The organism is Promicromonospora sp. NPDC023987 (assembly GCF_040639055.1).
Classification (GTDB): Bacteria; Actinomycetota; Actinomycetes; order Actinomycetales; family Cellulomonadaceae; genus Promicromonospora.
Window position 1 is genome coordinate 12,681 of sequence record NZ_JBEZZF010000016.1, and the last position, 26,470, is coordinate 39,150.

Here is a 26,470-nt window from a genome sequence, read left to right on the forward strand (position 1 = left end):
GGCCGAGTGCGCGAGTTCCAGCGGGGTGCTGTGCGGCTGCACATCCTGCATCACGCCGCCGAGCAGGAGATCCATGGCGCGTGGATGACGACCGAGCTGGCTGGGCACGGTTACGTGATCAGCCCGGGCACGCTCTATCCGACACTGCACCGGCTGGAGGCGGACGGCCTGCTCGCCTCGGAGCAGCGGGTGGTCGAGGGGCGGACTCGCCGGGTGTACTGGGCGACGGAGAAAGGGCGGGAGGCGCTGGCCGAAGACCGGGCCGCGTTGGCAGAACTGGCTCACGAGGTCCTGGGCGATGGAGTGCCAGACAGGCGGGCAAAGTCCTGAGGCCCTGACGCCCGGACTGCGGGCGACCAGGCCCGTCGGCGGGTGGTGCCGCTGAGATCGAGATCGTGCGCTGTCCTCCAAACTCCGATGGCGATATCGTGAGCCGATATTCGATCCGGACAGCAGCTGACGTGGCGGCGGCTTGGCGAGAGGACCATCAGTGAGCCCTGGACTCGAGGACGGAAATTCGGCGCCGGGACTGGCGCGTCGACTGGGGACAGGCAGCGCGGTAGTGGTTGGTCTCGGCTCGATGATCGGGGCGGGGGTGTTTGCAGCCTTCGCCCCGGCCGCCCAGGCGGCCGGGGCTGGCCTGCTGGTCGGTTTGGCGATCGCCGCGGTGGTGGCTTTCTGCAATGCGACGTCCTCGGCTCGGCTTGCGGCCCTGTACCCACAGTCGGGTGGCACGTACGTCTATGGCAAGGAACGGTTGGGGCCGTTCTGGGGCTACCTGGCCGGCTGGGGATTCATCGTCGGCAAGACCGCCTCGTGTGCGGCGATGGCGCTGACCGTCGCCGCGTACATGCTGCCAGGTGCCGAGCGCCCGGTTCGGGCGGCGGTCGCCGTGGTGGTTGTCGTGGCGTTGACGGCGCTGAACTACCGCGGGATCCAGAAGTCGGCGTGGGTAACGCGGGTGATCGTGGTAGTCACCCTGGTCGTGCTGGCGTTCGTGGTCCTCGCCGCGTTCGCTGGTGGCACGGCGCGCGTCGAGCATGTGGTGCCGCTCGGCGACTTCAGTGTGAGCGGGGTCCTGCAGGCGGCGGGGCTGCTGTTCTTCGCCTTTGCCGGCTACGCGCGGATCGCGACTTTGGGGGAGGAGGTCCGGGACCCGGAGCGCACCATTCCCCGCGCGATCCCGATCGCGCTGGGGATCGCGCTGGTCGTCTACGCGGCCGTGGCGGTCGCGGCTCTTGCCGCGCTCGGTCCGGAACGGCTGGCCGCGGCGAGCGACCCTCTCGCCAGTGCCGTGGGGGCGGGTTCGTGGTCCTGGCTGACGCCGGTGGTGCGGGTCGGCGCGACGGTGGCCGCGGTGGGGTCGCTGCTGGCGCTGGTGCTCGGTGTCTCGCGCACCACGTTCGCGATGGCGCGCGACGGGCACCTGCCCGCGACGCTCAGCGCGGTGCACCCCCGGTTCCGGGTGCCGCACCACGCGGAGGTCGCTGTCGGTGTCGTGGTCGCGATCCTGGTCAGTATGGTCGACCTGCGTGGCGCGATCGGCTTCTCCTCCTTCGCGGTGCTGGTCTACTACGCCATCGCAAACGCCTCGGCCTGGACGCTGCGCGCCGACGAGGGCCGCCCACCCCGGGTCGTGCCGATCGTCGGCCTGGCCGGTTGCCTGGTGCTGGCCGTCGCCCTTCCGGTCGGCTCGGTGCTCGCCGGCTCAGCGGTTCTGCTGCTCGGCGTAGGTGTGTGGGTCGTGCGCCGAGTGGTGCGTGACCGTCGCGATCGGCCAGGAGCAGGGCCCGCGTGATGAGCTGACTCAGCCGGCGTCGGCCGCTGGTGTGGCCAGCAGGTCGGCGAGCAGCTGACGACGCTTGATCCCGTGTGCGAGATGGTGGATGAACCGTCGTGCCCGCGGAAGGGCGTTCTCCTCCCCGGCGGTATCGGTGATCCCCTTCAAGGCCGCGAGGATCAGGAGGATGTCGGCGACGCGGAAATCCTCGCCGACGATCCCGCCGTCGCGCAAGCGCTCGGCGAGGGCAGCCAGTGCGGCCACTGCGTGCACACGCAGTTCTTCGTACACGGGGATCGCATGGCGCTGCGAGACGATCGCCTCAGACAGGCCGGGATTCTCCATCTCCATCTCGACGACTGTCTCGAGCGACCTCACGAATCCGCGCCACGGGTCGGGGTCCGCGACGGCATCATCGAGCACGGCGATGCGATGGCGGGCCTGATCCCCGAACATCGCGGTCAGCAGATCATCGCGTGAGGGGAAGTGGCGGTAGAGCGTCGCCGTGCCCACACCTGCGATGCGCGCGATGGTCGCAACCGGCGCGGAGATGCCGTGCTCCCGAAACACGATGCGCGCGGCGTCGATGATGCGCTCGCGGTTGCGCGCGACGTCCTTCCGCACGTTTCGAGCTGCCATCCGGCTCCTTTCCGGGAAGGCCGGACGGGACTTCTTCCCACTTCGAGAGAAACGGGCGGCACCGCCCGTTTCTTACCTTAGCGTCGATCTCGAAGCGAAGGAAAGGGAACCCGAATGAGCCAGCCCATGCGCGCCGCGATGTATGCCCGTTACGGACCACCGGAGGTCTTGTACACGTCGACGGTCCCGCGCCCCCACCCCGACGCAGGCCAGGTGCTGGTGCGCGTCGTCGCCTCGACCGTCAACGGCGGAGAGCTGGCCGGACGTCAGGGGCGGTTGAAGATCGTCACCGGACGGAAGTTCCCCCGGCCGATCGGAATCGACTTCAGCGGCGAGATCACTGCGCTCGGCCAAGGCGTGACCGACTTCGCGGTCGGTGACCGCGTGTGGGGCGCCGTCGACGAACGGGGCGATGTGGGGGCGGCGGCGGAGTACGTGGCCGCCGACGTCGGCAGGATCGCGCACGCACCGTCCGACCTCACCCTCGTCGAGGCGGTGTCGCTTCTCTCCGGGGGAAACACAGCGCTCTCGGCGTTGCGCGACAAGGCTTCCCTCCGACCCGGAGAACGGGTGCTGGTCCGCGGTGCCGCCGGTGGTGTCGGCAGCGTTGCCGTGCAGGTCGCGAAGATGCTCGGAGCCAGCGTCACCGCCTCGACGAGTCCCGCGACGATCGACTACGTCCGGAAGCTCGGGGCTGACCACGTCGTGGACTATCACCTGCCTCCGCGAGAGCTCGGGGAGTTCGACGTGGTGTTCGATACCCGCGGCACACAGCTGCGTGAGTACCGCCGAATCCTCGCGAACGGTGGGCGGATGGTGACCATCGCCTTCGACCTCGAACACCCTGTACGCAGCCTCGGGTACGTCCTGCTCTCCAGCATCCACGGCTCACGTCGCGTCCGATTGTTCTTCGGGCACCCCGAAAGGTCGCTCTTCGAGACCCTGACCGAGGCCGCCGAAGCGGGGAAGCTGCGGCCGGTGGTCGACGCAGTCTTCCCGCTCGAACGGATCGCCGACGCGCACGCGCGGCTGGAAGCCGGAGGGGTGCGCGGCAAGGTGATCGTGCAGGTTGCCAACCCACTTTGACGGCGCGGAAGTCACCTGACCCGCACAGCTGCGAACCCACAGGACGCGGCACCACCCTCACCGCGCGCCCGGTCAGCGCCTGACCGGAACCCTCATCGTCGGACAGCACCCTTACGGAGTACTCACCCATGGCATCTCTCCTCTTCCGTCTTGGTTCCTTCGCCGCACGCCGAGCATGGATCGTGATCCTCGGATGGGTGGCGGTATTCGGGCTTGCCCTCGGGGCCTTCGCCGGCTTCGGCGGCGAGCTGAAGAGCAGCTTCGACATCCCCGGTACCGCGTCCGGTGCGGTCGTCGATGAGCTCGCGGACAAGCTGCCGGATACAGCGGGCGGAACGGGAACCGTCGTCTACCGCACTCGAGACGGAGAAGCGTTCACTGCCGAGCAACGATCGGAGATCTCCGCTCTGGCAGCGAGCGCGGAGCATCTCGACGGGGTAGCGACAGTCGTCGACCCCTTCGAGGTGGCGAAGGAACAGGCCGAGCAGCTCAGCACGCTCCAGGAGAACCGGAGCGATCTGGAGCAATCCGCCGGCGAGGCCGGCCTCGCCGCGACCCTGCTCGAGCTTGCGGACGGCATCGCCGTCGTTTCCGAGGACGAGTCGACGGCGATCGTCAACGTCGCCTTCACCGATTCCCGTCTCGATCTGTCCAGCGAGGTGAAGGACGCGACGCTGGGGCACTTCGAGGGTGAACCCGTGAGCGGCACCTCCGTGGACTTCAGCGCGGAGATCTCGCAGGGAAACCCACAGCTGTTCGGCACGGCGGAGATGATCGGGCTCGGCATCGCCGGTGTGGTGCTGATCATCATGCTCGGGTCGGCCCTCGCGGCCGCTCTCCCGCTCGTCACAGCACTTGTCGGCGTCGGCATCGGCGTCGCCGCATCCCTGTCCTTCTCGGGCATGGTCGACATGGCGGCCGTGACCCCGGTGCTGGGCGTCATGCTGGGGCTGGCCGTCGGCATCGACTACTCCCTCTTCATCGTGCACCGGCACCGCAAGCAGCTGCTCGCCGCCATGCCCGTCCACGAATCGATCGGCGTCGCCGCAGGGACGGCCGGCACGGCCGTCCTCTTCGCCGGGTCGACGGTGATCGTCGCGCTGCTCGCGCTGAACGTCACCGGGATCGGGTTCCTCGGTCTGATGGGGACGGTCGGCGCGGTCTGCGTCGTCATCGCCGTGCTCATCGCACTGACGCTCACCCCGGCCGTTCTCGGCCTGATCGGCGACCGCCTTCTCCGGAAGAGCGCGCGGGCGACCGTCGGAGACCGGCGTCACCGCGAACGAGAGGCGAAGCCGATGCGGACCTCCCGTGCCGTGCTCACCGCCGTGATCTCGGTGGCCGCGCTGCTGACCATCGCGACCCCGGCTCTTTCGATGCGCCTTGGACTGCCCGACAGCTCGAGCGACCCGAAGGAGTCCACCAGCTTTCAGGCGTTCGACGCCGTGGACGAGGCGTTCGGTCCCGGAGCGAACGGTCCGCTCCTCGTCGCTGCTGACGTCCCGGACGGGCTCGGCGACGAGGAGGTGCTCGCCGTCCAGGTGGACATCGCCGAGACTCTTGCGGACCTGGCCGGGGTGGAGGCGGTCGCGCCGATCGCGGCGGCGGACGACAACACGCTCCTCGCCTTCCAGGTGAAGCCGAAAGAAGGACCCAACAGCGCGTCGACCGCGGAGCTCGTCGAGGACATCCGAGCGCTGCCGGCTCTCGACGGCGACATCACCCTCGGGGTCGCCGGCCAGGCGGCGATCAACATCGACATCTCGGAGGCGATCGTCGATGTCCTTCCCCTGTATCTCGGCGTCGTCATCGGGTTGTCGCTGCTGATCATGATCATCGTGTTCCGCTCACTGCTCGTGCCGATCATCGCCACCGGTGGTTTCGTGCTCTCGTTGTTCGCGACGTTCGGCCTCGTCGTCGCCCTCTTCCAGTTCGGCTGGGGGGCAGAGCTCATCGGCGTCCACAGCACGGGACCGATCCTCAGCTTCCTCCCCGTGCTGTTGGTCGGCATCCTGTTCGGGCTCGCGATGGACTATCAGCTCTTCCTCGCGTCCGGGATGCGGGAGGCGTATGTCCATGGCGCGCCGGCGCGGATCGCCGTGACGAAGGGCATCCATGCAGGACGAACGGTGGTGATCGCCGCCGCGCTCATCATGGTGGCCGTCTTCGGCGGATTCATCTTCTCGGAGGCCACCTTGGTCCGATCCATCGGATTCGGTCTCGCCTTCGGCGTGCTCCTGGACGCCTTCGTGGTCAGGCTGCTGCTCATGCCCGCGCTCATGCATCTGCTCGGCAAGAGCGTCTGGTGGCTCCCGCGATGGCTCGACCGCATACTCCCCCACGTCGACATCGAGGGGAGCCGGCTGCGCAGCCATCCGCGCGCGGACGTAGCACCATCTACCCACCGAGCGTTGCCGGTATGACGTTCCCACGGTGCGAGCACCTACCCGTGCCCACCAGCGTCGCACGGGCGTTTCGCACGCTGGGCCCGAGCCCCGTTGCACGAACGCTGGAAGCCGGCCAAGCCGACGTCGTGCCGAAGCTGCTGGCTGGGGTCAGGCCGCTCTTCTCGTTCTCCATGGGTCTCCTGTGCTGTCGGGATACCGGCGTCTCTCAGCATGAGCGTCGCCCCTTGGGCGAGGTCAACCATCCCTGGGGCAGCTTTGGGGAGGGGTCCCGAGCTTTCTCGGGGACCCTTAGCTACAGGCAGACGAAGCAGATGAACGAGGGTTTATGAAAAGGGGATCCCGGTGGACATCGCATGGTGGCACATCGTCCTGGGGATTTTTCTCCTCCTTCTCATACTGAATCCGGTGATGAAGGCAGTGGTTCGCCGACAGGTCCGGAAGGCCGAGCGGTGGCACGAGAGCTTCGACGAGCTCGTCGATGCCGCATCGGACAGTGGCGCCTTGGATCAGCTGATCCGAAGCGGAGCGAACTTGAGCCATCGGACTCGCGGGGGTGATACCCCGCTGCACCGTGCCTATTTCCTTGACCGCCCGGATGCGGTCAGCAACCTCAAGGACGCCGGCGCCCCCGAAGAGCAACCGAACTTCGACGGCCTGCTCCCGCACGAGATGACGGCGGTCGCGCACGCGATGGGGCTCATCGAGGAAGGCGTAGCGCTGATCGCAGACGATGGCCGGTGGCGAGAGCCCCAGGACGGCCAGCGAATCTGGTCGGCACTGCGGAAGACCTCCGGGGCGCATTATCGCGTCGCACTAGATCGTGGTCTGCCGTTCACACCCGATCAGCTCGGACGAAGGCACGCGCTGCTTGCGATCAAGGTCGGGCACTCCGGCTCGGAGACGATCCTGCGGCGCCTGCTCAATGAACCTGGTTCGGTTGATCGGGATATCGCGGTGGACTTCCTCAACTCCGGAAACGGAACGCTTCGTGCCGAGGCAGAGCGGTGGGCACGGGCAAACAGCTACAAGATCATTCAGCACCTTCACGGCGGCCTGGTCACCTGGGGGTCGTCATGACCTCCGTCGGCCGGATGAACAGCCTGTTCGAGGAGGAGATCCGCGGGCACCACAGCATGCGAGACCAGCTGCTCACCGTGGTCTCCGACGACGACCTCTCCTACAAGCTGCCCGGTGCGAATCCCACGCTCGGCCGGCTGCTCATCGACCTGGGAGACAACCAGGGCGTGTACACCCACTCGTTCGAGACCCTCGAGCTCGACTGGGCGCACCGGCAGCTACGGCCGCCGTCACCCGCGACGGTCGTCAACCTCCGTGCGTGGTTCGACGAGCAGGATGCCGCGATGAAGGCCGCCCTGGATGCGTTCACGGTCGACGAGCTGCAGATCGATCGGATCGACCGAGGCGGTGGTTTCATCGCCTCGCCCTTCGTCCAGCACGAGATCTACCGCGAGGCCGTCTACATCTTCTACGGCAAGCTCAGCGTCTATCTGCGCGCCCTGGAGCGCGATGCCGGGCCGAGCTGGACCGCCTGGGTGGGATGAACCAGCTCCATCAACCTCTGCCCCGGGCTCTGCTGCCAGGGTGCGGTATCCAGCCGCGGGACCGGTCCCGAGATCGACCATCAGGTCATGAACCTGAGACTGCACCTCACCCGGATAAAGGGCGACGACTGCGGCTATCTTGTGTCGCAAGGGACCTGCTATCGTGTAGCGCATGATACCGACATCGGACATGGTCCTGACGCAGTTCCGCAAGGGGGTCGTGGAGTACTGCGTCCTGGCTTGCCTGCGCTCGGCGCCGGCCTATGGGCTCGAGCTCGCCGAACGTCTCGGCACCAACAGCTCCCTGCTGACCAGCGAGGGCACGCTCTACCCGCTGCTGTCGCGGCTACGCCAGCAGAGCTGGGTCACCACGACCCAGGTCCCCTCCGCGGTAGGCCCCCCGCGCCGGTACTACGCGATCACCGACGAGGGCCGGGCGGCGCTGGAGACCTTCACCGCCACCTGGTCACGCTTCACGACAGACGTCCGCACCACCCTGGAGTCCTGATGACCACAACGCCCGACTTCCCGCCCGTGATCGAGGCCTACCTCGCCGACCTGGACCGTGCCCTGGCCGTCGCCGACCCACGCGAACGCGCCGAGACCGTGGCGGCGGTGCGCGAGCACGCCGCCGAGTCGCTCGCACGACACGGCAGGGACGACGAGTCGGCTCGCCGCGTGCTCGCCGAGCTGGGCCCCGTGGAGACCATCGCCGCCGAGGTGACCCCCGCCCCGGTGCCCGCCGCCCCGGCGGGAAAGATCGAGGCCAGGGACGTGGTGCTGGCCGTGCTCACCGTCTTCCTCTGGCCGCTGGCCCCGGTCACGCTCGTGTGGTCGATCGTGCGGCTGCGCGCTGGCGTGGGCAGCCGCGTCCTGCAGTGGTTCACCATCGCGCTCAGCGCCATCGTCACCTTCGGTGGCATCGTGCTCCTCCTGCTGCATGCCATGAGCGTTTTCGGGTAGGCCGGTCCGCTCTGACCAAGCGGTTCGGCATGGACTGGCGCGCTGCGGCGTGCGCAAGGGCTTGGTCGAAGCGGACTCCCGGCGAGCGTCCGGCGTTGTCGTCAGGCTGCCGCTCTACGCCGTGAAGAAGTCGGCGAGCGAGCGGCCGATCCGGTCGGGTGCGTTCTCCGTGGGGATGTGGTTCGCATCCGGGATCCGGATGAGGGTGCTGTGCGGCATCTCCGAGGCGAACCGCTCGGCGTACTCCACCCTCTCGTCCTTGTCGTCCACGCCCCAGACGAGGAGCTTGGGCGTGGCGGACTGCCGTAGGGCGGGGACGAGGTCAAGGGTGTAGCGGTTGTCGGCCGCGCCGGCCAGCGCCAGCCACGAGCGGCGGACCCGCGCGTCTGTCCACGGGTCCGCGTAGTCCGCGATCAGCTGCTCGGTGGCGGCGCCCGCCAATGACCTCGTCACGGCCTGCCGGCGTGCGGCCAGTACGTCGTCGGCGGTGCCCGTGTCCCGGAACCGGCCCACGTGGGGCGCCGGCCAGGAGTCGTAGAGAACCGAGTTGACCAAGGCGAACCGGGACATCTCCAGTCGTTCGTGGGCCAGGAGGTGCTGGGCGATGGCGCCGCCGATGTCATGACCGGCCACGGCGACCGGCGTCGAGATCGGTAGCGCGGACGCGAACCGCGTCACCCAGCCGGCGAGGGCCGGGACCGTGGCCGTCTCGAGGGTGAGCTCACCGCCCGAGCGCCCCAGCCCGGGCAGATCGACCGCGATGGGCCGCAGCCCCGCCTCGGCGAGGCGCCCGAGCACCGGAAGCCATACTCGGCTCCAGTACGTACCGTGCAGCAGCAGCACGGCGGGTCCGTCCTGCTCAACGGTCAAGTAGCTGGCCCTGTCGCCGTCGACCTCGACCGACTTCCTCAGGACTGTCGTCTCAGTGGTTTCACGCATGCGAACACTGTCACCGCGGCCGGCGTCCTCCGCCCAGAGTCCAGAAAGACATCCTTAGGTATATTCCTGCCATGAGTCTTCATCGGGTGGTGGCCCTGCTCAACGCACCCCAGTCGCCCTTCGAGCTCGCCTGCGCATCCGAGGTCTTCGGCACGATCCATCAGGACGCGCCCGCGCGCTACGACTTCCGGATCTGTGCCGAGCGCCCGGGCCCAGTGCAGACCACCGTCGGTTACGCGATGGTGGTCGACACGGGGCTCTCGGCCCTGCAGGAGGCGGACACCGTCGTCGTCCCTGGCTGGCAGCCGCACGGCGCACCGGTCCCTTCGGCCGTCACCGAGGCTCTGCAGGCTGCTCACCGACGTGGGGCCAGGGTCGTCGCCATCTGCACGGGGGCGTTCGTCCTCGCTCAGGCCGGACTGCTCGACGGCCGCCGCGCGACCACCCACTGGCGCCACACCGCCCGGCTCGCCGCTGCCTTCCCCGAGGTGCAGGTCGACCAGGACGTGCTCTACGTGGACCACGGCGACGTGGCGACCAGCGCCGGGACCGGCGCGGGCATCGACCTGTGCTTGCAGCTCGTACGATCCGACCACGGTGCGGCATACGCGGCCCAGATCGCCCGGAACATGGTGCTACCGCCTCACCGGGAAGGCAGCCAGCTCCAGTACGCCGCAGCGCCCGTCCCGGTCAGGGTGGACGAGTCGTTGGCGCCGCTGGTGGAGTGGGTCGCCTCGCGGCTCGGCTCCCGGCTGACCGTCGGTCGGCTCGCCGAACGCGCCGGGGTGTCGAGCCGGACCCTCGCCCGGCGGTTCACCGAACAGCTCGGCACCAGTCCCGGACAGTGGCTGCTCAACCAGCGCCTCGACGCAGCGCGGGTCCTGCTGGAGCAGACCGACCTGCCGGTCGAGGCCATCGCTACCCGGGTCGGACTCGTCTCGGCAACCAACTTGCGCCGCCGTTTCCGGGCGCATCTCGGCACGACGCCCGGCACCTACCGACGGACCTTCAGTGATCCACGGTTGGCGCACCAGGACGGAGCCGGCGTCGGAGGCGTCGAGAGAGGTCACGCCGGACCGAGGTGACCGGGTCTTCCGCGACAGGCCTCGGCGGCGGCGGCGGCGTGGAACGAGCGCATCGACCGCTGCTGTGCCCGGTTTCATACACACCGGCGGTGGGATAGCCTCCGTGCCGTGCGCGTGATCTCGCTCCTTCGTTCGGCGGTCGCCGGTCCTCGGCAACGCCCGATGGGCGCGTTGGCGATCCTGACGGTGATCGTCGGCGTCGTCACGATGCACTCGATGAGCGGGTCACCGACCGCGCACATGCACCACGTGCCGCACGAAGCGTCGGTCGCTCCCGCTGAGCGCCCTGCGCCGGAACCGGCCGTGGTGGAACGCGACGCCGCTCAGCACGCCGCACCGCTGGGTCTCGCGAGCCCCGTCGTCGACAGCTCGGCGGCCCCGCCGTCGGACGGCGACACCGCCGGTCAGCCAGGGACAGGCGTCTGCCACGACGGGTGCGGCGGGCACGACCTCGCCACGGCGATGTGCCTCATGATCCTCGTCGCGATCCTGGCCCTCGTCGTGCCCGCACGACGCCTCTTGTGGCGAGCCCCGATCGAATGGTCGATGCCGCTCCTGCTGGCACCCGCCGGCGCCGGCGCCCTCGGCGCTCCTTCCTTGCACGAGCTCTGCATCTCTCGGACGTAGACCCCGGCTCGGCGCCCACCCGCGCCGACCCGACAGCCTGCCGTGCCCCAGCGCGGTCGGGCCAGTAAGTGCTACCCGAGACGAGTTAGAGGAAGATCGATGAAGCGCACCCTTATGTCTGCCATCGCCCTGGCCGGCGCCCTTGCCCTCGCAGGCTGCTCAGGTTCGGAGGAGCCCGCGCAGGGCACCGCGGCCGTGGCAGGCGAGCAGGCGGAGCACAACGACGCGGACGTCATGTTCGCGCAGATGATGATCCCCCACCACGAGCAGGCGATCGAGATGGCTGACGTCGTCCTGGCCAAGCCCGACGTCGAACCCCAGATCACCGAGCTCGCCAACGAGGTCAAGGCGGCACAGGGGCCCGAGATCGAGGTGCTCGCTCAGTGGCTGGACTCCTGGGGCGCCGAGCGCAGCTCGGAGCACTCCGGCCATGCCGGGATGGACGGCATGATGTCGGAGGAGGACATGCAGATGCTGAGCGACGCTGCCGGCCCCGAGGCGAAGCGCCTGTTTCTCGAGCAGATGATCGTGCACCACCAGGGTGCGGTCGAGATGGCCCAGACCGAGATCGAGTCGGGCCAGGACGCGGACGCCATCGAGATGGCACAGGCGATCGTCGACACTCAGCAGACCGAGATCGAGACGATGGAAGCCCTCCTCGCCTCGATGTGACCGATGGGTGGTGCGCCGGCGTGAGCACGGCGCACCATCCCTGCTGTGAAGGAGTGTGCACATGCGCCGAGCTCTCGCCCGCGTGCGGTCCGGCGCCGTGGTGAACCGAGCAGCCGTCGCGGTATGTGCGGCGCTCGTGCTCGCGCTGTGGTGCGCACCGTCCGCCACCGCACACACCAAGCTGGAGTCGTCGGTACCCGCCGCAGGGTCGACGTCGGACAGGCCGGTCGACGAGGTCACGCTGCGGTTCACGCTACCGGTGAGCCCGCTCGGCGACGGGATAGTGATCGACGGTCCGGAAGGCGCCGTCGCGGCCGACGTCGCAGCGGGCGATGACGGCCTCGTCCTGGTGGCGACGCCGTCCGACACGCTGACCGTCGGCGACTACACCGTGACCTGGACCGCGGCCGCCCAGGACGGCCATCCGCTGGAGGGCACCTTCGACTTCACCGTCACCGGCACGGACCCTGGCGAGCACGGCGGAGGTGCCGGGACGCCGTCGGCCGACCCGACGACGACGCCCGGAGAGACCGGCACCGGAGATGCCGACGACGGCGCCACCGGGTCGGACTCCGGCTCGGCGCACGACATGAGCGGGATGGACCACGACATGGGCCACGACCCGTCGGCGATGGACACCCCGGCGAGCAGGGTTGCCGAAGCGATTGCCCGGCTGGGCGGCGCGGCCGCGCTCTGGGGCGGGCTGGTCGCGGCCGGTGGTCTGGCGTTCGTGGCCTTCGTGCTGCGCGGGCGCGACGAGGTGGATGCGCCGGTCGTGCTGCGGCTCGCTCGCTGGGCCGGCGTCGTGATCCTCGGTGGGCTCGTCGTCCGGGTGCTGGCCGGATCGGTGCTCGTCGCCCACGGCGACCTCGCAGCGGCCGTCTCACCCACGGCGATCGCTGACTCGTTCACCGGCACCACGCTCTGGGACGTCGGCCTCCAGGCAGCCGGCGCGGTCGCGCTCGCAGCGGGCGCCCGGCGGACCTTGCGGGGCTCGTGGCTCGCGGTGATCGGCGTCGTCCTGGTGGGAGCCGGGCAGGTTCTTGGCGGCCACAGCAACACCGTGGAGCCGCGTTGGCTCGTCGTGACCGCCGACGTGGCGCACCTCGCGGCCGCGGCAACCTGGGTGGGTGGCGTCGTCTCGACGGGGCTCCTGTTGCGTGCCCGGCGCCGGGACGGGCGGGACCTCGACGCCGCTCTGCTGGGAGCCCGCTTCTCCGTCGTAGCGGCCGTGTCCGTCACAGTGGTCGGCGTGGCCGGGGTGGTGCTGGCGGTCGGCATCCTCGAGCGCCCCGAACAGCTCTGGCAGAGCAGCTGGGGGCTGCTCCTGCTGGCCAAGGTCGGTGTCGTCGGGGTGGTTGGCGCGATCGGTGCGTACAACCACTTCCAGGTCGTGCCGAGGCTCACGGCCCGACGGCGCACCGTGGTACAGCACGCACGACGCTCCCACAGGGCGGGCGGGATGCTACGGCGCAGCGCAGGCCGGGAGACCACGCTGATGGTCGTGATCGTGCTGCTCACGGCCTGGCTGGTCGCCGCATCGGTAGGGGAGTGAGCCGTCAGCCGGCGCGCGTGATGGTGAGCGTCGCGGTGCTTGCGTCGGTGCCGGCGCGGCGCATCCAGGCGGCTTCGCGGATATCGATGAAAGCGCGGATGCAGGTGGCGCAGCCATCCATGTGAGCCTCGACGCCGTGCTGGCGCCAGGTCGGTAGGCGCCTGCCGAGGTAGTCGTGCATGGCGGCACGGGTGGAGCGGCAGGCCGGCCCGGTGACTCGGACGACCGTGCCTGAGGCGGGCGCGCCGTCGGATGCGGAAGGGCCGGGCTGGGCGGAGGGGAGCGCCGCGATGCGGCCCTGGTCCTCGGCGCCAAGCAGGTCGTCGATTCGCAGATCACTCGTCGTCGTCACTGAACGTGCCCCCTGGAAACACTATGTCCGGTCTTGACCGGCTACCAGTAGTTTCCCTGTGGATGAGGATTCATAGAAACGCCGCTGTGATAACACCTCAGGCGGCCGAGATGGCCGTCCTGGTCAGCTGCTCGGAGACCTCCCAGACGCGTACGGCCTCGTCGGCACTGCGCAGCGGGGGGTACATCCGCTGCTCGGCCGGTGCGCCGCTGGTGTTGCCGAACCCGCTGGGGCTGTACAGGACGCCGGGCTTGGCCCGGGGGTCGGTCGCGGCCATGAGCGCGGGCAGCCCCGCGGACTCTACGGTGCCCGCGAGGATGCCGTGGGCCGAGAGCCAGCGGATCATCCTGCGTCCGGCGGTCTCCTGGGCGCGGCCCAGCTCGGGGCGCGCGGCGAGCAGGTTGGTCGGTGCGACGCCGGGGTGGGAGAGGTTGCTGGTGATGCCCCAGCCGTTGGCCGTGCTGCGCCGCTCCAGCTCCAGGCCGAACAGGCCGAACGCGATCTTTGACTGGCGGTAGGCGCGCATCCCGTCGTAGCTGCGTTCCCAGTTGAGGTCGTCCCAGTTGATGGTGCCGCTGCGCGCGGCGACGCTGACCTGTGAGGTCACCCGGGCACCGCCGGCGCGGAGGAGCGGCATCAGGTGCGCGACGAGAGCGAAGTGGCCCAGGTGGTTGGTGCCGAGCTGGAGCTCGAACCCGTCGGCCGTGGTCTGGTGGTCGGGCGGAGTCATGACCCCTGCGTTGTTGATCAGGAGGTGGATGGGATCGCCCTCCTCGCGCAGCGTGTCGCCCAGGGCGGCGACGGAGGCGAGGGAGGACAGCTCGAGGCCGCGCAGCGAGACGTTCGCGCCGGGAACGGCTCGCTTGATCCTGCTGATCGCGGCTTCGCCCTTGGCCGGGTTGCGTACGGGCATGATGACCTCCGCACCCGCGGCGGCCAGGCGACCGGCGATGCCGAGGCCCATGCCGTCGCTGGCGCCGGTGACCAGCGCGCGCTTTCCGGACAGGTCGGGGAGGGTGATGTCGATCGGTGTACGTGGCATCGTTCTGCTCCTTGCGTGCGTCAGGGTTTCGGCCTGAGCCGGGTGCTCAGCCATGGCACCGATCCTTGACGGACGCCGGAGACCTATCCAGGACCTCCCGATCCCAGGCTCGCCAGGTCAGGGCTGCGATCCACAAGAGGGGATCACCAGGCCGTGGTTAGCTCCTTCCGCACGGGATAGAAACGAGGCAGTACTGAAGGAAGGGGAGCGTCATGATCGACCGCACCGGGCTGGCCGGCTTTCTGCGCAACCGGCGGGAGGCGCTGCAACCGGAGGACGTCGGCATGCCCCGCGGGCAACGCCGGAGGACCAGCGGGCTACGGCGCGAGGAGGTCGCGACCCTCTGCAACATGTCGGCCGACTACTACGCCCGCCTGGAGCGCGAGCGCGGGCCCCAGCCGTCGCAGCAGATGCTCGCCTCGATCGCGCAGGGGCTGCACCTGTCGATCGACGAACGTGACCATCTGTTTCGTCTGGCCGGCCACAACCCGCCACCGCGGGGAACGTCCAGCGAGCACATCAGCCCCGGGCTGCTGCGCATCCTGGACCGGCTGGAGGACACGCCCGCTGAGATCGTCACCGAGCTCGGTGAGACGCTGCGGCAGACGCCGATGGGGGTCGCGCTCACCGGCGACACGACCCGGTACACGGGACCGGCCCGGAGCATGGGCTACCGGTGGTTCACCGACACGGCCGCACGGGACCTCTACGCTCCGGAGGAGCATTCGTTCCTGACCAGGATGTACGCGGCAGGACTGCGTGGGCTGGTCACCCTCCGGGGTCCGGAGTCCCGGGCCGCATACCTGGCCGGTCTGCTGCTGGACAGCAGCGAGGAGTTCCGGCGCGTCTGGGACGACCACGAGATCGGGATCCACCCGCACGAGGTCAAGCACTTCGTCCACCCAGAGGTAGGGGCCCTGGAGCTCAACTGCCAGCGGCTGACCGACCCGGGCCAGGCCCACTCGCTGATGGTCTACACCGCCGTGCCCGGCTCGGAGAGCTACGAGAAGCTGCAGGTCCTGTCCGTCATCGGCGCCCAGGCACTGCGTTGAACCCACCGACGACAAACCACGATGAGAACCATGCCCGCGTCGCTGGAGACCCATCGCGGGCCGTGCACGGACCACTCACGGGCAGCAGCGGGGAGATGTTCAGCCCTTCCGGTCATAGGCCTCCTGCGACGCGGACACGTCACTGAGGTGTTCCATCGACCACTTCTGGAGTGCCCGGAGCGGATCCAGCAATGTCCGGCCGGCGTCGGTGAGTGCGTACTCCACGCGTACCGGAACCTCGGGGTAGACCGTGCGGCGCACGAGTCCGTCCCGTTCCAGGCCCCGGAGGGTCTGGGTCAGCATCTTCTGCGAGATGCCCTCGATGCGGCGCCGAAGCTCTGAGAAGCGGGCATCGCTCTCACCCAGGACCCCGATGATCAGGACGGTCCACCGGTCGCCGATGCGGTCGAGGATACGGCGGGACGGACAGTCGGCGTCGTAGGGGTTGCCGTGGAGCACCTGGCCAGTCGATGTGGTTACCACAAGGTGCCTTCTTCCCTGGAGAGAGTTGCTCACTTACGGTAACCGAGGTGCGTCCAGGGCCGATACCGCCGTGGAGACCTCGAACGAAAGGCACCCCATGTCTCGCATCACCGTCATCGGCGGCACCGGCTACGCCGGATCGGCAATCGTCGCGGAGGCTGTCGCACGCGGCCACGAGGTCACCGTCCTCAGTCGCTCGCTTCCCGCCGAGCGCGTCGCGGGCGTGAGCTACGTCCAGGGCGACGCGTCCGACGAGACCGTGCTGTCGTCGCTCATCACTGGCGCGGACGTCGTGGTGGGCGCGCTCGCTCCGCGTGGTGCGCTCGCGGCCTCCTTCCGCGGCGTCTACCGCAACATCGCGCGTCTCGCCGACGCCGAGGCGGTTCCACTGTTCGTCGTCGGTGGCTTCTCGTCGCTGCGTCCGGCAGCCGGGAGCCCGCGATTCGTGGCGGACCTCAGCCACGCTCCCGCCGAGTTCCACGCCGAGCTCATCACCGTGTCGGCACTCGTCAGCGACGACCTGCCCAGCGCCCCGGAGACGCTCGACTGGGTGTTCGTGAGCCCGGCAGGAAAGTTCGGCTCGTTCGCGCCGGGTGAGCGGCTGGGCCGGTACCGGGTAGGCGACGAGGTCGCCGTCGAGCCCGAGGGCGGCGGGGCAATCTCCGGCGCGGACTACGCGCTCGGGTTCCTCGACCTCGTCGAACAGGGGAACCACCACCGGGCGCACGTCAACCTGGCGTACTGAGGGCTGCCGGTATGTGCCGGTAGAGGGCGGGAGGGCGGCGGGGTGTTGCCCGGCACCGTGTCCGTTCCGTTACTCTTGGCCACGCTATGAACCTGACCCGTGCCGCTCGCTCGCAGCTCGCCGATCCTCGGCGAGAGCCGGCGAGCCTCCTGGCGATCATGTTCGTCGTGCTCGCCGTCCTGGGCGTGCAGGTCCTGTGCGGTATCCACCCGCACGAGGCCGGTCACCACAGCGCACACCTTGATGGAGCGGCCGGGCACCAGGTGGCCCCTGCCGTGGTAGAGACCCAGGCCCAGGTCACAGAGCCGGGTCACGGGCAGCACGGCGGGCACCATGGCGGGGACGGGGACCACTGCTCGGAAGACCGCACGGCAACCGTTCGGTACGAACGGACGCTCTCGCCCTTCCCTGACCTGGCCGGAGTCCCGCACCTCGCCCAGCAATGGCTCGTGCCCGACCTGGCGCACGACGCCCCTCGGGTTCCGTCAGGCGTGGCCGTAGCGGCAGCGCCGTCGCTGCACGCCCTGGGGATCTCCCGGACGTAGACACCCCGTCCCGTCGGCACCGTCCCATAGCGCTGCCGACCGATTTCAGCGCGCCCCGAAGCGAGGCGCGCGCGTGGTTCTACTCCGATCCGAAAGGTCCCAGCTCTCATGGAGCCCAGCTTCAACCTCACCCCGGCCGCGCGCGGCCGTGGTCGTCATCGGGCGGCACACCGCCCAGTCCTGGCCGGCGCCGCCCGGGCCGCCACCGAGCAGGCCACTGCCTTCGCCGGCCGCACCGCCGTGGTCGCCGCGGCCGGTTCCGGCGTGCTGCTGTCGCTGGTCGCCGCACCGGCCCACGCGGCGCCGGTGTCCTCGGCGGTCAACACCTCGCTGGCCGGCACGCCCGTCAACGGCATGCTCGACGCGACCGAGCTCAATGCCCTCACCGACCAGGCCCGCCAAGCGGTCGCGGCAGCCCCCGTGGTCACCGTCGCACCCGACGCGGAGCTGAAGGTCGAGACGGCCGCCGTGTCGGTCGTCTCGGCCGAGGAGAACGACGAGTACCAGGCGGAGCTCGCCGCCGAGGCAGCGGCCGAGGCCGCCGCGGAGGCCGCCGCCGAGGCCGCCGCGGCCGCCGAGGCCGCTGCCGTGGACATCCCCGCCTCGGCGGCGGGTTCCGCCGTCGTGTCGATCGGGATGCGGTACCTGGGTGTGCCGTACCTGTGGGGTGGCTCGACCCCGTCGGGGTTCGACTGCTCGGGGTTCACCTCCTACGTCTTCGCGCAGGTCGGCATTGACCTGCCCCGCACCTCCTCGGAGCAGCGATACGCCGGGACCGAGGTGCCCTGGTCCCAGGCCCAGGCCGGCGACCTGCTCTGGTCGCCCGGCCACATCTCGATCTACGCCGGTGACGGCATGCAGATCGAGGCACCTGTCCCGGGCAAGTCCGTCCGGTACACCGAGGTCTGGCAGTCAAACCCGGTCGTCCTGCGGGTCGGCTGACGCCCTGGCGTGAGGGGCGGGTTCGTGCCCGCCCCTCACGTCCGACCGCCGACGAAGCAGGCGGCACGGCTCGTGCTATGTTCGGCGTCCGCCGTGCAGTGCCGCGTACCGAGGAGGTGAGACCGATCAACACACAGTCAGGTCGGAGCTCCCTCCCGCGCATGGCGTAGGGAGCGCCCGCAGAAGGCTCTCGAAAGGCTTGATCGCTATGCGTTTCAGCTCCCCGACGTCGTCCGACGGCGTCCGCGAACAGATCTTCCAGCTCGGCGACGTCCCCGGCGTGCTGTGGACGCCTCAGGACGCGACCGGTCCCCGTCCCCTGGTCCTGCTGGGGCACGGTGGTGGCCAGCACAAGAAAGCACCTGGCGTCGTCTTCCAGGCACACCACTTCGTCACCGAGCTCGGCTTTGCCGCCGTCGCCGTCGACGTGCCCAACCACGGCGACCGGACCGACGAGCAGTACGACCGCATCGTCGAGGAGAACCGGGCTCGCGTGGCGGCGGGCGAGGAGCTCTCGTCCGTGATCGCCGGCTTCCAGGAGCTGGCCGCGCGTCAGACCGTGCCCGAGTGGCGCGCGGTCCTCGACGCCCTCCAGGACCTCGACCACGTCGGCACCGGCCCCGTGGGCTACTGGGGCATCTCGCTGGGCTGTGGCCTCGGCGTGCCGTTCGTCGCGGCGGAACCGCGGGTCACGGCAGCGGTGCTGGGCCTCGGCGGTGCTTTTGGAACCGCGGCCGACCTCGCACGGAGGATCACCGTGCCGGTGGAGTTCCTCGTCCAGTGGGATGACGAACGAGTCCCGCGCGACCGGTCCTTGGCCCTGTTCGATGCGCTGGGATCGGCGGAGAAGACCCTGCACGCCAACCCGGGCAAGCACGCGGACCGGCTGCCGCTCCACGAGCTGGACAGCACCACCCGGTTCTTCGCCCGGCACCTGGTCCACGCGGGCTGAGCTGCCCACCACGAGCAGTGCCGGGTGCCATGGCCCAGACCATGACACCCGGCACTGCGGTCGGAGTCGACGATGCCGCTGTCGCGAGTCAGCTCTTGACGAGCTTCGCGAAGACGATCACGTTGTCGAGATGGCGTCCGGCGTCCTTGTCGAAGGTGCCGCCGCAGGTGATGACCCGAAGCTCGGGGCCGTCGGTCGCGCCGTAGACGTCGATGCGAGGGAAGTCGTCCTTCGGACTGCTCTTGACCTCGGTCACCTCGAAGGTCGCGGTGCTGCCGTCGGCCCGGTCGACCTCGATCCGGTCGCCCTTGCGGGTGTTGCCGAGCTCGAAGAAGACCGAGGGGGCGTAGCCGGTGCCGGTGACGTGCCCCTCGAGGACGGCTGGGCCGACCTCACCGGGCGTGGGTGATCCGTCGTACCAGGCGACCTCGTTGTAGCGCTCCCCTGAGGGGACCTGAAGCTTCCCCTCCTCGTCGAGGCCGAGTCCGTGGACCGGCGACTCGACATCGATGCCCGGGAGGCGTACCGCGACGGGCGGCGAGGCGGGCAGCGGCTCCACCTCCGGTGACGAGGTCGAGCTCCCCGCGGTCGGCTTCGACCCCGCAGTCGAGGGAGCCGACGTCGACGCCTCCGCGGGGTCATTCTCCGGAGCGGTGCTCGACGCGGGCGGTGCCTGCGCCGTGCTGCTCGCCGCCGGTGGTGCCGGCGGCGACTCCACCTGCTGGGTGGCGGCCCACGTGACAGCGCCGCCACCGACGACGATCAGGGCGGCGCACGCCGCCACCACCACTGTGTGGCGGCGGCGACGTGCGCTGTGCTGCCCGAATCCCATGTGCGTCAGTTGGTGGCGCGGCGACGGGCGGCGAAGAGGCCGATACCGCCGAGACCCAGCGCCAGGGCGCCGAAGGTGAGCGCGACCGGGTACTCGATGCCCGACGTGTCGGCCCCACCGGTCTCGACGCCACCGTGCGGCATGCTCATCTGCGCAGCGTTGAGCTCACCGCAGGCGGCCGGGTCGGTCGCCTCGGACGGCAGCTCGGGGTCGAGGTCCGACTTCGTGTCGCCGTCGTACTTGCCGGAGCCGTCGTGGTCGACACCGTGGACGACGACCACACCTTCACCGTTGGCGATCTGCTTGGCCATCTCCTCGGAGACCTCGATGGTCCGCGAGTACGTGTAGCTGGCCCCGGCGGGGAAGTTCGGGACGTCGAGCGCAGCGTCCGCACCGGTCTTGCCCGGCTCCTTCGTCAGCGACACCGCGACGGCGCCGTACTGGTCGGCCGCGTCGCTGGTCTGCAGGGCACCCTCGAAGCCGCTGCCCTCCTGGTCGTTGGCCGGGCAGACGCCCTGCCCGCCGAGGTGGATGTGCTGGGCGTGGGGCGCGCCGTCGAGCAGGCCCTTGGTCTCGAGGCTGATCTCGACGTTGGTGCCGTCGACCTTGGCCCACGCGGTGCCGGAGGCACCCGAGTCGTTGAGCTGGCTGAGCTCGGCGGTGAGCTCACCGCCGTGGTCGTCGGCGCTGGCAGGCCCGGCTGCCAGGGGCAGGCCGACGAGGGCGACGCTGGCCGCGATGGCCGCGAGTCGTGTCTTACGCATGAGGAATCCTCCTGTGTACCGGCGACGAGGTGCCGCCTGTTGTTGGGCATCGAGGGTTCGGAGCGGTGGGCCGGTCCGGATGGGGCCGGAGGCAGAAAAATGTGAGGCAACTTCCTTAGGCCTGGTCAGGCGCTTGAATCTGATGTGGCTCCGGCGTCGCGATCGGGCGTTAGGCTGCTTTCGACCCGAGCCCGGCCGCCGCTCGTCCTGAGATGACGGTGCCGGACCACCACGACCTGGAGCGCAGCCGGATGGACACCCGCGACGACCACGCGACGCGTGCGCGTGTCCTGCGCGGTGGGCTCGCGGGGACGTCGGCGACACTCGTCGCACTGGCCTCGCACCTCGCCGGCGGTGGGCAGCTGCCCGGCCCGCTGGGGATCGTCGTCCCGTTGGCACTGTCGCTCCCGGTCTGCATGGCCTGGTCCGGGCGGCAGCTGTCGTTGCCGAGGCTGTCCGCCTCCGTGGTGGCGAGCCAGCTGTTCTTCCACGTGCTGTTCATGCTGGGCACGCCAACGGACGCCGCTTCGCCGTCCGCCGGACTGTCGGCCCACGCGGGGCACGAGGCGATGCGACTGGCGACCGACCCGGTCGTCCGGGAGGCCGGGCACGCGTCCGGCATGGCGCACGACGGCGCCACGATGTGGATCTGGCATGCCGTGGCTGCGGTGGTCACCATCACCGTCCTGTACCGCGGCGAGCTGATGCTGCTGCGCCTGCGTGAGCTCGCCGAGCGCACGGCCGCCTGGCTGCTGCGCGGGTGGGTCCCCCTTGCGGCGCCGGGCCCTTTCGTCGTTCCCCGGCTCCCGCGGGTGCTCGCCGAGACCTTCCGCCCGCTGCACCCGAGCACGCGGCTCACCCCCGTGTCCCGGAGAGGACCTCCCGCACCGCACGCGGTCTGAGCCCTGCATCACCGGCACCTCACGTGCCGGTGTGCTGTTCCGTGCTCGCCCAGCAGGGCGAGCGGGACCCGTGTGTCCCCCGTGTGCGCTGACGCCGTTCCCGGCGTCGGAGGAGAGGTTTGCCATGCCCCGATCCCGTCCGTTCCTGGCCGGGCTGGCGGTGGCTGTCGTCGCGGTGCTCGCGACCGCAGCCCCCGCGTCCGCCCACGACAAGCTGCTGTCCAGCGATCCAGCGCCCGATCAGGCGCTGCACGAGGCGCCGTCCACGGTGGAGCTGACGTTCTCCGCCGATGTCCTGGACATGGGTGCCGCCATCGTGGTGGCGGACGCCGACGGCACCGACTGGGTGTCCGAGCCGCCGACGATCGACGGGCCGACGGTGACGGCGGTCCTCGACGAGGGGATGCCGGACGCCGGCTACGAGATCCGCTGGCGGGTCGTCTCGTCCGACGGGCATCCCATCTCGGGGGTCGTGCCGTTCACCGTCGGTGACGGTGCGTCCGAGGACGGTGCGCCCGACGCCGGTCCTGCCGGCGTCGTCGGCGAAGGCGCAGCGCCCGATGCGGCAAGCACGCCGGACACCGGCACCGATACACGCAGCAGTACACAGGCTCAGACCGCACAGGAGGACGAAGGGCCCCTCCGGGCCGTCCTCGTCGGTGCGGGTGGCGCCGCCGTCGCGGTGGCGCTGCTCGTGCTCGTCCAGCTTCTTCGCCGCCGCGGATCCGCGAGCGGTACCGGCTCGAGCGGGATCGACCCGTACGAGCCGGACGAACAGTGAAAGGCACTCCTATGTCTGCTTGGCTGACCACCTCTCGCCGCACGACCACGACCGGGCTCGGCCTGCTGCTTGCCGCAGCGTCCCTGACCCTGGCGGGCTGCGCCGCCGAGAGCCCGACGGCCGACGCCGCCCCCGGCGAAGGCACCGACCAGAGCGTGGCCATCTCCGACGGCTGGGTGAAGGCCGCCGACTCCGGGATGTCCGCGGCGTTCGGTGAGCTCACGAACTCCGGCTCCGACGATGTCACCGTCGTCTCCGCCACCACAGAGGCCTCGTCGATGCTCGAGCTCCACGAGACCGTGGCGAACGAGTCCGGCGAGATGATCATGCGGGAGATCGAGGGCGGATTCGTCATCCCCGCCGGCGACACGCTCAGCCTGGAGCCCGGCGGCAACCACATCATGCTGATGGACCTCAGCGACCCGCTGGAGGCGGGCGAGGAGGTCACCTTCACGCTCACGTTCGCCGACGACTCGACCTACGAGTTCACGGCACCCGTCAAGGACTACTCCGGGGCCAACGAGAACTACGAGGGCGGCGAGCCCGAGATGGACATGGGCTCCGACAGCACGGGCACGGACGGCTGATGCGCGCGCCCGACAAGGGCGCGCGGTCCGGCCGTGGCGAGACGTCCGGGCCGACCCGGCGACAGCTCCTCCTCGGAGGCGCTGTCGCCGGCGTCGGCGCGGCCGCCGCCATCGGCGCCGACCACGCCCTGAGTTCCACGACCTCGTCAGCGGGCGAGGCGTCCGTACCCCTGAACGGCCAGGAGGCGGTGCCGTTCCACGGCACGCACCAGGCGGGTATCGACACCGATGCCCAGGCCAACGGGCTGTTCGTCGCGCTCGACCTGCTCGACGGGACCGACCGCGCCGACCTGGCGCGGATGATGCGGATCCTCTCCGACGACGCCGCCCGCCTCACGCAGGGCACCCCGGCGCTGGCGGACTCCGAACCGGAGCTGGCCCTGTCCCCGGCCAGGCTGACCGTCACGTTCGGGTTCGGGCCCGCGTTCGTCGCCCGCGCGCAGGGCCAGGCACCGGCCTGGCTGAAGGCGTTGCCGTCGTTCGCGGTCGACCGGCTGCTGCCCGAGCTCTGCGACGGGGACCTGCTGCTCCAGATCGCGGCGGACGACCCGCTGACCGTCGCGCACGCGGCGCGCATGCTGCTCAAGGACACCCGCAGCTTCGCGTCGGTGCGCTGGAGCCAGCAGGGCTTCCGGCGCGCGCACGGCACGGTCAAGCCGGGCACCACCATGCGCAACCTGTTCGGTCAGGTGGACGGCACGTCCAACCCGAGCCCTGGCTCCACGGACTTCGACCAGGTCGTGTGGAACGCCGAGGGGTGGCTGGCGGGTGGGACGAGCGTCGTCGTGCGTCGCATCGGCATGGACCTGGACAAGTGGGACCGGCTCGACCGCGGCGGCCGCGAGCAGTCCGTGGGGCGATATCTGTCCGACGGCGCGCCCCTGACCGGCACGGAAGAGCACGACGAACCCGACTTCGCGGCCACCACACCGATCGGGTTCCCGGTGATCCCCGAGTTCTCGCACATGCGCCGGGCGCGCAGCGAGAACGAGGCGGAGCGGATCTTCCGGCGTGCCTACAACTACGACGATCGGCCCACGGGGGAGGGCATCTCCAGGTCCGGGCTGATCTTCGTGTCGTTCCAGGCAGACGTGGAGCGCCAGTTCGTCCCCATCCAGCGGCGCCTGGACCAGCTCGATCTCCTCAACGAGTGGACCGTCCCGGTCGGCTCGGCAGTCTTCGCCGTCCCTCCCGGGTGCGCCGAGGGCGGATTCGTGGGTGACACGCTGCTCACCTGAGAACGGTCGGCGGAACGAACTCTGGGCTCCTCGGGCGGTCCCATGGGTGATGCCTGAAGCGAGGGCGCGGCGGTCAGCCCTTCTTGCGGCGACGCGGCGCCGCCGAACGCGGGGGTGCCGAGCGCATGTGGTCGCGGACCTGGCCCAGCACGTCGGCCAGGACCGCGACGTCCCGTTGGGCCAAGGGTTCGAGCAGCAGCTCGTGGACCACGGCGATATGGCCGGGGAAGACCTTCGTGAGGAGGTCCCTGCCCTGCTCGGTGATCGTGACCGTGGTGCTGCGCTCGTCGTCGGGGGACGGTGCGCGGGTGACGAGTCCGCGTTGTTCTAGCGACTGGGCCTGGTAGGTGAGGCCGCTGCGGCTGTAGACGACGCCGTCGGCCAGGTCGGTCATGCGGTAGCTGCCGTCGGGCGAGTCGCCCAGGCGGGCCAGGAGCTGGAACTGGACATAGCTGAGGTCGCCCGCCTCCCGTAGCTGCTGCTCGACCGTGTGCCGCAGGAGGCTGCTGACCTCGATGAGCGCGAAGTACGCACCGAGCTCGGTGGGGTCGAGGGTATTCGGGTGATCGGTCATGGCAGCAGCCTACCGAGTGCTGCAAACTCAAAGCACTTGTTACGAACTCGAAGCGGTGCTACTGTCCTCCCAGTTGCTTCGAATCCGAAGCACCAACGGAGAGAAGGCAGTCATGAAGGCAGTACGGTTCCACGAGTTCGGTACCCCCGAGGTCCTCCGCTACGAGGACGCCGACCAGCCCGTCGCCGGTCAGGGCCAGGCGCTCGTCCGGGTGGCCGGCTCCGCGGTCAGCCCGGCCGACAACGGCATCCGGAGCGGCAGCCTGCCGTTCCCGGTGACGCTGCCGCACGTGCCCGGTTATGACGTCTCGGGCACCATCGAGGCCATCGGCGAGGGCGTGACCGGCCTCCAGGTCGGCGACGCGGTCGTCGGGTTCATCCCCATGGGCGAGGACGGCTCCGCGGCGGAGTACGTGGTCGCCCCCGCTGACGTGCTCGTCAAGGCGCCGACCAGCATCGACCTCGCCGACGCGGCCGCGCTGCCCTCCGTGGCGCTCACCGCCTGGCAGGGGCTCTTCGACCTGGGCGGGCTCAAGGACGGTCAGCGCGTGCTGATCGTCGGCGCGGGCGGGGCGGTGGGCGGGTACGCCATCCAGCTCGCCAAGCGAGCCGGTGCCTACGTCATCGCCACCGCGAGCCCGCGCAGCCGGGACGGCGTCACGGCTGCGGGTGCCGACGAGGTCATCGACCACACGACGTCGTCCGTCCTCGGCTCGGTGACCGGGCAGGTCGACGTCCTGCTCAACCTGGCACCCATCAGCCCCACCGAGTTCGCGGCCCTGGTCGCCCTGGTCCGCGACGGCGGCGTCGTCGTGGCGACGACCGCGTGGATGACCACGCCCGGCGACGACGAGCGCGGAGTGCGGACCGCGGCGGTCTTCGTCCGCGCCGACGCCGGCCAGCTCACCGAGCTGGTCGCCCTGGTCGACAGCGGCGAGCTCACCGTCGACGTCGCCCAGCGCGTCCCGCTGAGCGACCTCCCCGCGATCCACACGCAGGCGGCCGCCGGCGAGCTCCGCGGCAAGGTCGTAGCCGTCCCCGACGCCCGCTGATCCTCCTTCGAGCCGCACCAGAAAGAAGTAGCGACATGTCTTTCAGTCTCGATCCTGAGTTCGCCGCGGCGCTCGCCCCAATCCTCACGCGTGAGCGCGGCGGCCCGAACATCGAGGTCGGTCAGCTCGACGCGTTCCGCGACGAGGACACCGCCTACGCCACGACACTGAGCCGCGCCGGCGTCGAGGTTGAGTTCCACCTGCGCCCGGGCGTCCCCCACGAGTTCGACGCCATCGCCCCCGACTCCGATGTGGCACACCGCGCGGTCGCCGACCGCGTCCGCGTACTCAAGTCTCTCTGAACGGAACCAA

The 26,470-nt window shown here is 70.1% G+C and carries 31 protein-coding genes; 23 read left to right on the forward strand and 8 right to left on the reverse strand.

Going from position 1 to position 26,470, the window contains the following annotated elements:
• Positions 1-6 precede the first annotated feature (6 nt).
• Positions 7-330, forward strand: a complete 324-nt coding sequence (locus tag AB0F40_RS09970) for a PadR family transcriptional regulator (protein ID WP_357466208.1) — start codon at positions 7-9, stop codon at positions 328-330.
• A 199-nt stretch (positions 331-529) separates the two neighbouring features.
• The gene (locus tag AB0F40_RS09975) at positions 530-1,798 is read left to right on the forward strand and encodes an APC family permease (protein ID WP_357466364.1); all 1,269 of its coding nucleotides are present in this window, start codon (positions 530-532) and stop codon (positions 1,796-1,798) included.
• 9 nt (positions 1,799-1,807) lie between these two features.
• Here AB0F40_RS09975 and AB0F40_RS09980 read toward each other — a convergent pair whose 3' ends face one another.
• Positions 1,808-2,419, reverse strand: coding sequence for a helix-turn-helix domain-containing protein (locus AB0F40_RS09980; protein ID WP_357466210.1), 612 nt, complete (start codon positions 2,417-2,419; stop codon positions 1,808-1,810).
• 114 nt (positions 2,420-2,533) lie between these two features.
• Here AB0F40_RS09980 and AB0F40_RS09985 point away from each other — a divergent pair, with 114 nt between their 5' ends.
• From AB0F40_RS09985 to AB0F40_RS10010, 6 genes are all read left to right on the forward strand, one after another.
• Entirely contained in the window at positions 2,534-3,505 is a 972-nt protein-coding gene (locus tag AB0F40_RS09985) for an NAD(P)-dependent alcohol dehydrogenase (RefSeq protein ID WP_357466212.1), read from the forward strand.
• Between the two features lie 128 nt (positions 3,506-3,633).
• Positions 3,634-5,928, forward strand: a complete 2,295-nt coding sequence (locus AB0F40_RS09990; RefSeq protein WP_357466214.1) for an MMPL family transporter — start codon at positions 3,634-3,636, stop codon at positions 5,926-5,928.
• Between the two features lie 327 nt (positions 5,929-6,255).
• Complete coding sequence (locus AB0F40_RS09995; RefSeq protein WP_357466216.1) at positions 6,256-6,990, forward strand: hypothetical protein; 735 nt, start codon at positions 6,256-6,258, stop codon at positions 6,988-6,990.
• Entirely contained in the window at positions 6,987-7,475 is a 489-nt protein-coding gene (locus AB0F40_RS10000; protein ID WP_357466218.1) for a hypothetical protein, read from the forward strand. Before AB0F40_RS09995 ends, AB0F40_RS10000 begins: the two co-directional genes overlap by 4 nt.
• Positions 7,476-7,647: 172 nt before the next feature.
• Positions 7,648-7,983, forward strand: coding sequence for a PadR family transcriptional regulator (locus AB0F40_RS10005; RefSeq protein WP_357466220.1), 336 nt, complete (start codon positions 7,648-7,650; stop codon positions 7,981-7,983).
• Complete coding sequence (locus AB0F40_RS10010) at positions 7,983-8,438, forward strand: hypothetical protein (protein ID WP_357466222.1); 456 nt, start codon at positions 7,983-7,985, stop codon at positions 8,436-8,438. The genes AB0F40_RS10005 and AB0F40_RS10010 overlap by 1 nt, the downstream gene beginning before the upstream one ends.
• A gap of 114 nt (positions 8,439-8,552) precedes the next feature.
• Here AB0F40_RS10010 and AB0F40_RS10015 read toward each other — a convergent pair whose 3' ends face one another.
• Positions 8,553-9,377, reverse strand: coding sequence for an alpha/beta hydrolase (locus AB0F40_RS10015; protein ID WP_357466224.1), 825 nt, complete (start codon positions 9,375-9,377; stop codon positions 8,553-8,555).
• Positions 9,378-9,448: 71 nt separating this feature from the next.
• On the opposite strand from AB0F40_RS10015, the gene AB0F40_RS10020 reads away from it, so the two are divergent.
• The 4 genes from AB0F40_RS10020 to AB0F40_RS10035 all read left to right on the forward strand — a co-directional run bounded on the left by AB0F40_RS10020 (position 9,449) and on the right by AB0F40_RS10035 (position 13,316).
• The gene (locus AB0F40_RS10020) at positions 9,449-10,462 is read left to right on the forward strand and encodes a helix-turn-helix domain-containing protein (RefSeq protein WP_357466226.1); all 1,014 of its coding nucleotides are present in this window, start codon (positions 9,449-9,451) and stop codon (positions 10,460-10,462) included.
• A 108-nt stretch (positions 10,463-10,570) separates the two neighbouring features.
• Positions 10,571-11,089, forward strand: coding sequence for a hypothetical protein (locus tag AB0F40_RS10025; protein ID WP_357466228.1), 519 nt, complete (start codon positions 10,571-10,573; stop codon positions 11,087-11,089).
• Positions 11,090-11,188: 99 nt separating this feature from the next.
• Complete coding sequence (locus AB0F40_RS10030; RefSeq protein WP_357466230.1) at positions 11,189-11,761, forward strand: DUF305 domain-containing protein; 573 nt, start codon at positions 11,189-11,191, stop codon at positions 11,759-11,761.
• 61 nt (positions 11,762-11,822) lie between these two features.
• Positions 11,823-13,316, forward strand: coding sequence for a CopD family protein (locus AB0F40_RS10035; protein WP_357466232.1), 1,494 nt, complete (start codon positions 11,823-11,825; stop codon positions 13,314-13,316).
• Positions 13,317-13,320: 4 nt separating this feature from the next.
• Here the strand turns inward: AB0F40_RS10035 and AB0F40_RS10040 are convergent, their stop codons facing one another.
• Positions 13,321-13,668, reverse strand: a complete 348-nt coding sequence (locus AB0F40_RS10040) for a zf-HC2 domain-containing protein (RefSeq protein WP_357466234.1) — start codon at positions 13,666-13,668, stop codon at positions 13,321-13,323.
• Positions 13,669-13,765: 97 nt separating this feature from the next.
• Entirely contained in the window at positions 13,766-14,710 is a 945-nt protein-coding gene (locus tag AB0F40_RS10045; RefSeq protein ID WP_357466236.1) for an SDR family oxidoreductase, read from the reverse strand.
• A 212-nt stretch (positions 14,711-14,922) separates the two neighbouring features.
• On the opposite strand from AB0F40_RS10045, the gene AB0F40_RS10050 reads away from it, so the two are divergent.
• Complete coding sequence (locus AB0F40_RS10050; RefSeq protein ID WP_357466238.1) at positions 14,923-15,762, forward strand: helix-turn-helix transcriptional regulator; 840 nt, start codon at positions 14,923-14,925, stop codon at positions 15,760-15,762.
• 99 nt (positions 15,763-15,861) lie between these two features.
• On the opposite strand, the gene AB0F40_RS10055 is transcribed toward AB0F40_RS10050, so the two are convergent.
• On the reverse strand, positions 15,862-16,245 hold the full coding sequence (locus AB0F40_RS10055) for a helix-turn-helix domain-containing protein (RefSeq protein ID WP_357466366.1): 384 nt from the start codon (positions 16,243-16,245) through the stop codon (positions 15,862-15,864).
• A gap of 97 nt (positions 16,246-16,342) precedes the next feature.
• Here AB0F40_RS10055 and AB0F40_RS10060 point away from each other — a divergent pair, with 97 nt between their 5' ends.
• From AB0F40_RS10060 to AB0F40_RS10075, 4 genes are all read left to right on the forward strand, one after another.
• Positions 16,343-16,990 carry an NAD(P)H-binding protein gene (locus tag AB0F40_RS10060; protein WP_357466240.1) on the forward strand — a complete coding sequence of 216 codons (648 nt, stop codon included), beginning with the start codon at positions 16,343-16,345 and terminating at the stop codon, positions 16,988-16,990.
• Between the two features lie 86 nt (positions 16,991-17,076).
• Positions 17,077-17,535, forward strand: coding sequence for a hypothetical protein (locus tag AB0F40_RS10065; RefSeq protein ID WP_357466242.1), 459 nt, complete (start codon positions 17,077-17,079; stop codon positions 17,533-17,535).
• 108 nt (positions 17,536-17,643) lie between these two features.
• The gene (locus AB0F40_RS10070; protein ID WP_357466244.1) at positions 17,644-18,477 is read left to right on the forward strand and encodes a C40 family peptidase; all 834 of its coding nucleotides are present in this window, start codon (positions 17,644-17,646) and stop codon (positions 18,475-18,477) included.
• A 208-nt stretch (positions 18,478-18,685) separates the two neighbouring features.
• On the forward strand, positions 18,686-19,429 hold the full coding sequence (locus tag AB0F40_RS10075; RefSeq protein WP_357466246.1) for an alpha/beta hydrolase: 744 nt from the start codon (positions 18,686-18,688) through the stop codon (positions 19,427-19,429).
• Between the two features lie 88 nt (positions 19,430-19,517).
• On the opposite strand, the gene AB0F40_RS10080 is transcribed toward AB0F40_RS10075, so the two are convergent.
• Positions 19,518-20,261: a class F sortase gene (locus AB0F40_RS10080; protein ID WP_357466248.1), complete on the reverse strand. Its 744-nt coding sequence runs from the start codon at positions 20,259-20,261 to the stop codon at positions 19,518-19,520.
• 5 nt (positions 20,262-20,266) lie between these two features.
• Positions 20,267-21,025, reverse strand: coding sequence for a CHRD domain-containing protein (locus AB0F40_RS10085; protein WP_357466250.1), 759 nt, complete (start codon positions 21,023-21,025; stop codon positions 20,267-20,269).
• 212 nt (positions 21,026-21,237) lie between these two features.
• On the opposite strand from AB0F40_RS10085, the gene AB0F40_RS10090 reads away from it, so the two are divergent.
• The 4 genes from AB0F40_RS10090 to AB0F40_RS10105 all read left to right on the forward strand — a co-directional run bounded on the left by AB0F40_RS10090 (position 21,238) and on the right by AB0F40_RS10105 (position 24,533).
• Positions 21,238-21,927, forward strand: a complete 690-nt coding sequence (locus AB0F40_RS10090; protein WP_357466252.1) for a hypothetical protein — start codon at positions 21,238-21,240, stop codon at positions 21,925-21,927.
• A gap of 124 nt (positions 21,928-22,051) precedes the next feature.
• On the forward strand, positions 22,052-22,708 hold the full coding sequence (locus AB0F40_RS10095; protein WP_357466254.1) for a copper resistance CopC family protein: 657 nt from the start codon (positions 22,052-22,054) through the stop codon (positions 22,706-22,708).
• Positions 22,709-22,719: 11 nt separating this feature from the next.
• Entirely contained in the window at positions 22,720-23,295 is a 576-nt protein-coding gene (locus AB0F40_RS10100; protein ID WP_357466256.1) for a copper chaperone PCu(A)C, read from the forward strand.
• Positions 23,295-24,533, forward strand: a complete 1,239-nt coding sequence (locus AB0F40_RS10105; RefSeq protein ID WP_357466258.1) for a Dyp-type peroxidase — start codon at positions 23,295-23,297, stop codon at positions 24,531-24,533. Before AB0F40_RS10100 ends, AB0F40_RS10105 begins: the two co-directional genes overlap by 1 nt.
• Before the next feature lie 73 nt (positions 24,534-24,606).
• On the opposite strand, the gene AB0F40_RS10110 is transcribed toward AB0F40_RS10105, so the two are convergent.
• Positions 24,607-25,107 carry a MarR family transcriptional regulator gene (locus tag AB0F40_RS10110; RefSeq protein WP_357466260.1) on the reverse strand — a complete coding sequence of 167 codons (501 nt, stop codon included), beginning with the start codon at positions 25,105-25,107 and terminating at the stop codon, positions 24,607-24,609.
• Positions 25,108-25,219: 112 nt separating this feature from the next.
• Here AB0F40_RS10110 and AB0F40_RS10115 point away from each other — a divergent pair, with 112 nt between their 5' ends.
• Both AB0F40_RS10115 and AB0F40_RS10120 read left to right on the forward strand, forming a co-directional pair.
• On the forward strand, positions 25,220-26,158 hold the full coding sequence (locus tag AB0F40_RS10115) for an NADP-dependent oxidoreductase (RefSeq protein WP_357466262.1): 939 nt from the start codon (positions 25,220-25,222) through the stop codon (positions 26,156-26,158).
• Between the two features lie 35 nt (positions 26,159-26,193).
• Positions 26,194-26,460: an alpha/beta hydrolase fold domain-containing protein gene (locus tag AB0F40_RS10120; protein WP_357466264.1), complete on the forward strand. Its 267-nt coding sequence runs from the start codon at positions 26,194-26,196 to the stop codon at positions 26,458-26,460.
• Positions 26,461-26,470 lie beyond the last annotated feature (10 nt).

Excerpts from the sequence above, each read along its gene's own strand:
- AB0F40_RS09980 (WP_357466210.1), bottom strand. The coding sequence starts at position 2,419 with ATGGCAGCTCGAAACGTGCGGAAGGACGTCGCGCGCAACCGCGAGCGC.
- AB0F40_RS09985 (WP_357466212.1), top strand. The coding sequence starts at position 2,534 with ATGAGCCAGCCCATGCGCGCCGCGATGTATGCCCGTTACGGACCACCG.
- AB0F40_RS09990 (WP_357466214.1), top strand. The coding sequence starts at position 3,634 with ATGGCATCTCTCCTCTTCCGTCTTGGTTCCTTCGCCGCACGCCGAGCA.
- AB0F40_RS10000 (WP_357466218.1), top strand. The coding sequence starts at position 6,987 with ATGACCTCCGTCGGCCGGATGAACAGCCTGTTCGAGGAGGAGATCCGC.
- AB0F40_RS10005 (WP_357466220.1), top strand. The coding sequence starts at position 7,648 with ATGATACCGACATCGGACATGGTCCTGACGCAGTTCCGCAAGGGGGTC.
- AB0F40_RS10010 (WP_357466222.1), top strand. The coding sequence starts at position 7,983 with ATGACCACAACGCCCGACTTCCCGCCCGTGATCGAGGCCTACCTCGCC.
- AB0F40_RS10015 (WP_357466224.1), bottom strand. The coding sequence starts at position 9,377 with ATGCGTGAAACCACTGAGACGACAGTCCTGAGGAAGTCGGTCGAGGTC.
- AB0F40_RS10020 (WP_357466226.1), top strand. The coding sequence starts at position 9,449 with ATGAGTCTTCATCGGGTGGTGGCCCTGCTCAACGCACCCCAGTCGCCC.
- AB0F40_RS10030 (WP_357466230.1), top strand. The coding sequence starts at position 11,189 with ATGAAGCGCACCCTTATGTCTGCCATCGCCCTGGCCGGCGCCCTTGCC.
- AB0F40_RS10035 (WP_357466232.1), top strand. The coding sequence starts at position 11,823 with ATGCGCCGAGCTCTCGCCCGCGTGCGGTCCGGCGCCGTGGTGAACCGA.
- AB0F40_RS10045 (WP_357466236.1), bottom strand. The coding sequence starts at position 14,710 with ATGCCACGTACACCGATCGACATCACCCTCCCCGACCTGTCCGGAAAG.
- AB0F40_RS10050 (WP_357466238.1), top strand. The coding sequence starts at position 14,923 with ATGATCGACCGCACCGGGCTGGCCGGCTTTCTGCGCAACCGGCGGGAG.
- AB0F40_RS10060 (WP_357466240.1), top strand. The coding sequence starts at position 16,343 with ATGTCTCGCATCACCGTCATCGGCGGCACCGGCTACGCCGGATCGGCA.
- AB0F40_RS10065 (WP_357466242.1), top strand. The coding sequence starts at position 17,077 with ATGAACCTGACCCGTGCCGCTCGCTCGCAGCTCGCCGATCCTCGGCGA.
- AB0F40_RS10070 (WP_357466244.1), top strand. The coding sequence starts at position 17,644 with ATGGAGCCCAGCTTCAACCTCACCCCGGCCGCGCGCGGCCGTGGTCGT.
- AB0F40_RS10075 (WP_357466246.1), top strand. The coding sequence starts at position 18,686 with ATGCGTTTCAGCTCCCCGACGTCGTCCGACGGCGTCCGCGAACAGATC.
- AB0F40_RS10080 (WP_357466248.1), bottom strand. The coding sequence starts at position 20,261 with ATGGGATTCGGGCAGCACAGCGCACGTCGCCGCCGCCACACAGTGGTG.
- AB0F40_RS10085 (WP_357466250.1), bottom strand. The coding sequence starts at position 21,025 with ATGCGTAAGACACGACTCGCGGCCATCGCGGCCAGCGTCGCCCTCGTC.
- AB0F40_RS10090 (WP_357466252.1), top strand. The coding sequence starts at position 21,238 with ATGACGGTGCCGGACCACCACGACCTGGAGCGCAGCCGGATGGACACC.
- AB0F40_RS10095 (WP_357466254.1), top strand. The coding sequence starts at position 22,052 with ATGCCCCGATCCCGTCCGTTCCTGGCCGGGCTGGCGGTGGCTGTCGTC.
- AB0F40_RS10100 (WP_357466256.1), top strand. The coding sequence starts at position 22,720 with ATGTCTGCTTGGCTGACCACCTCTCGCCGCACGACCACGACCGGGCTC.
- AB0F40_RS10105 (WP_357466258.1), top strand. The coding sequence starts at position 23,295 with ATGCGCGCGCCCGACAAGGGCGCGCGGTCCGGCCGTGGCGAGACGTCC.
- AB0F40_RS10110 (WP_357466260.1), bottom strand. The coding sequence starts at position 25,107 with ATGACCGATCACCCGAATACCCTCGACCCCACCGAGCTCGGTGCGTAC.
- AB0F40_RS10115 (WP_357466262.1), top strand. The coding sequence starts at position 25,220 with ATGAAGGCAGTACGGTTCCACGAGTTCGGTACCCCCGAGGTCCTCCGC.
- AB0F40_RS10120 (WP_357466264.1), top strand. The coding sequence starts at position 26,194 with ATGTCTTTCAGTCTCGATCCTGAGTTCGCCGCGGCGCTCGCCCCAATC.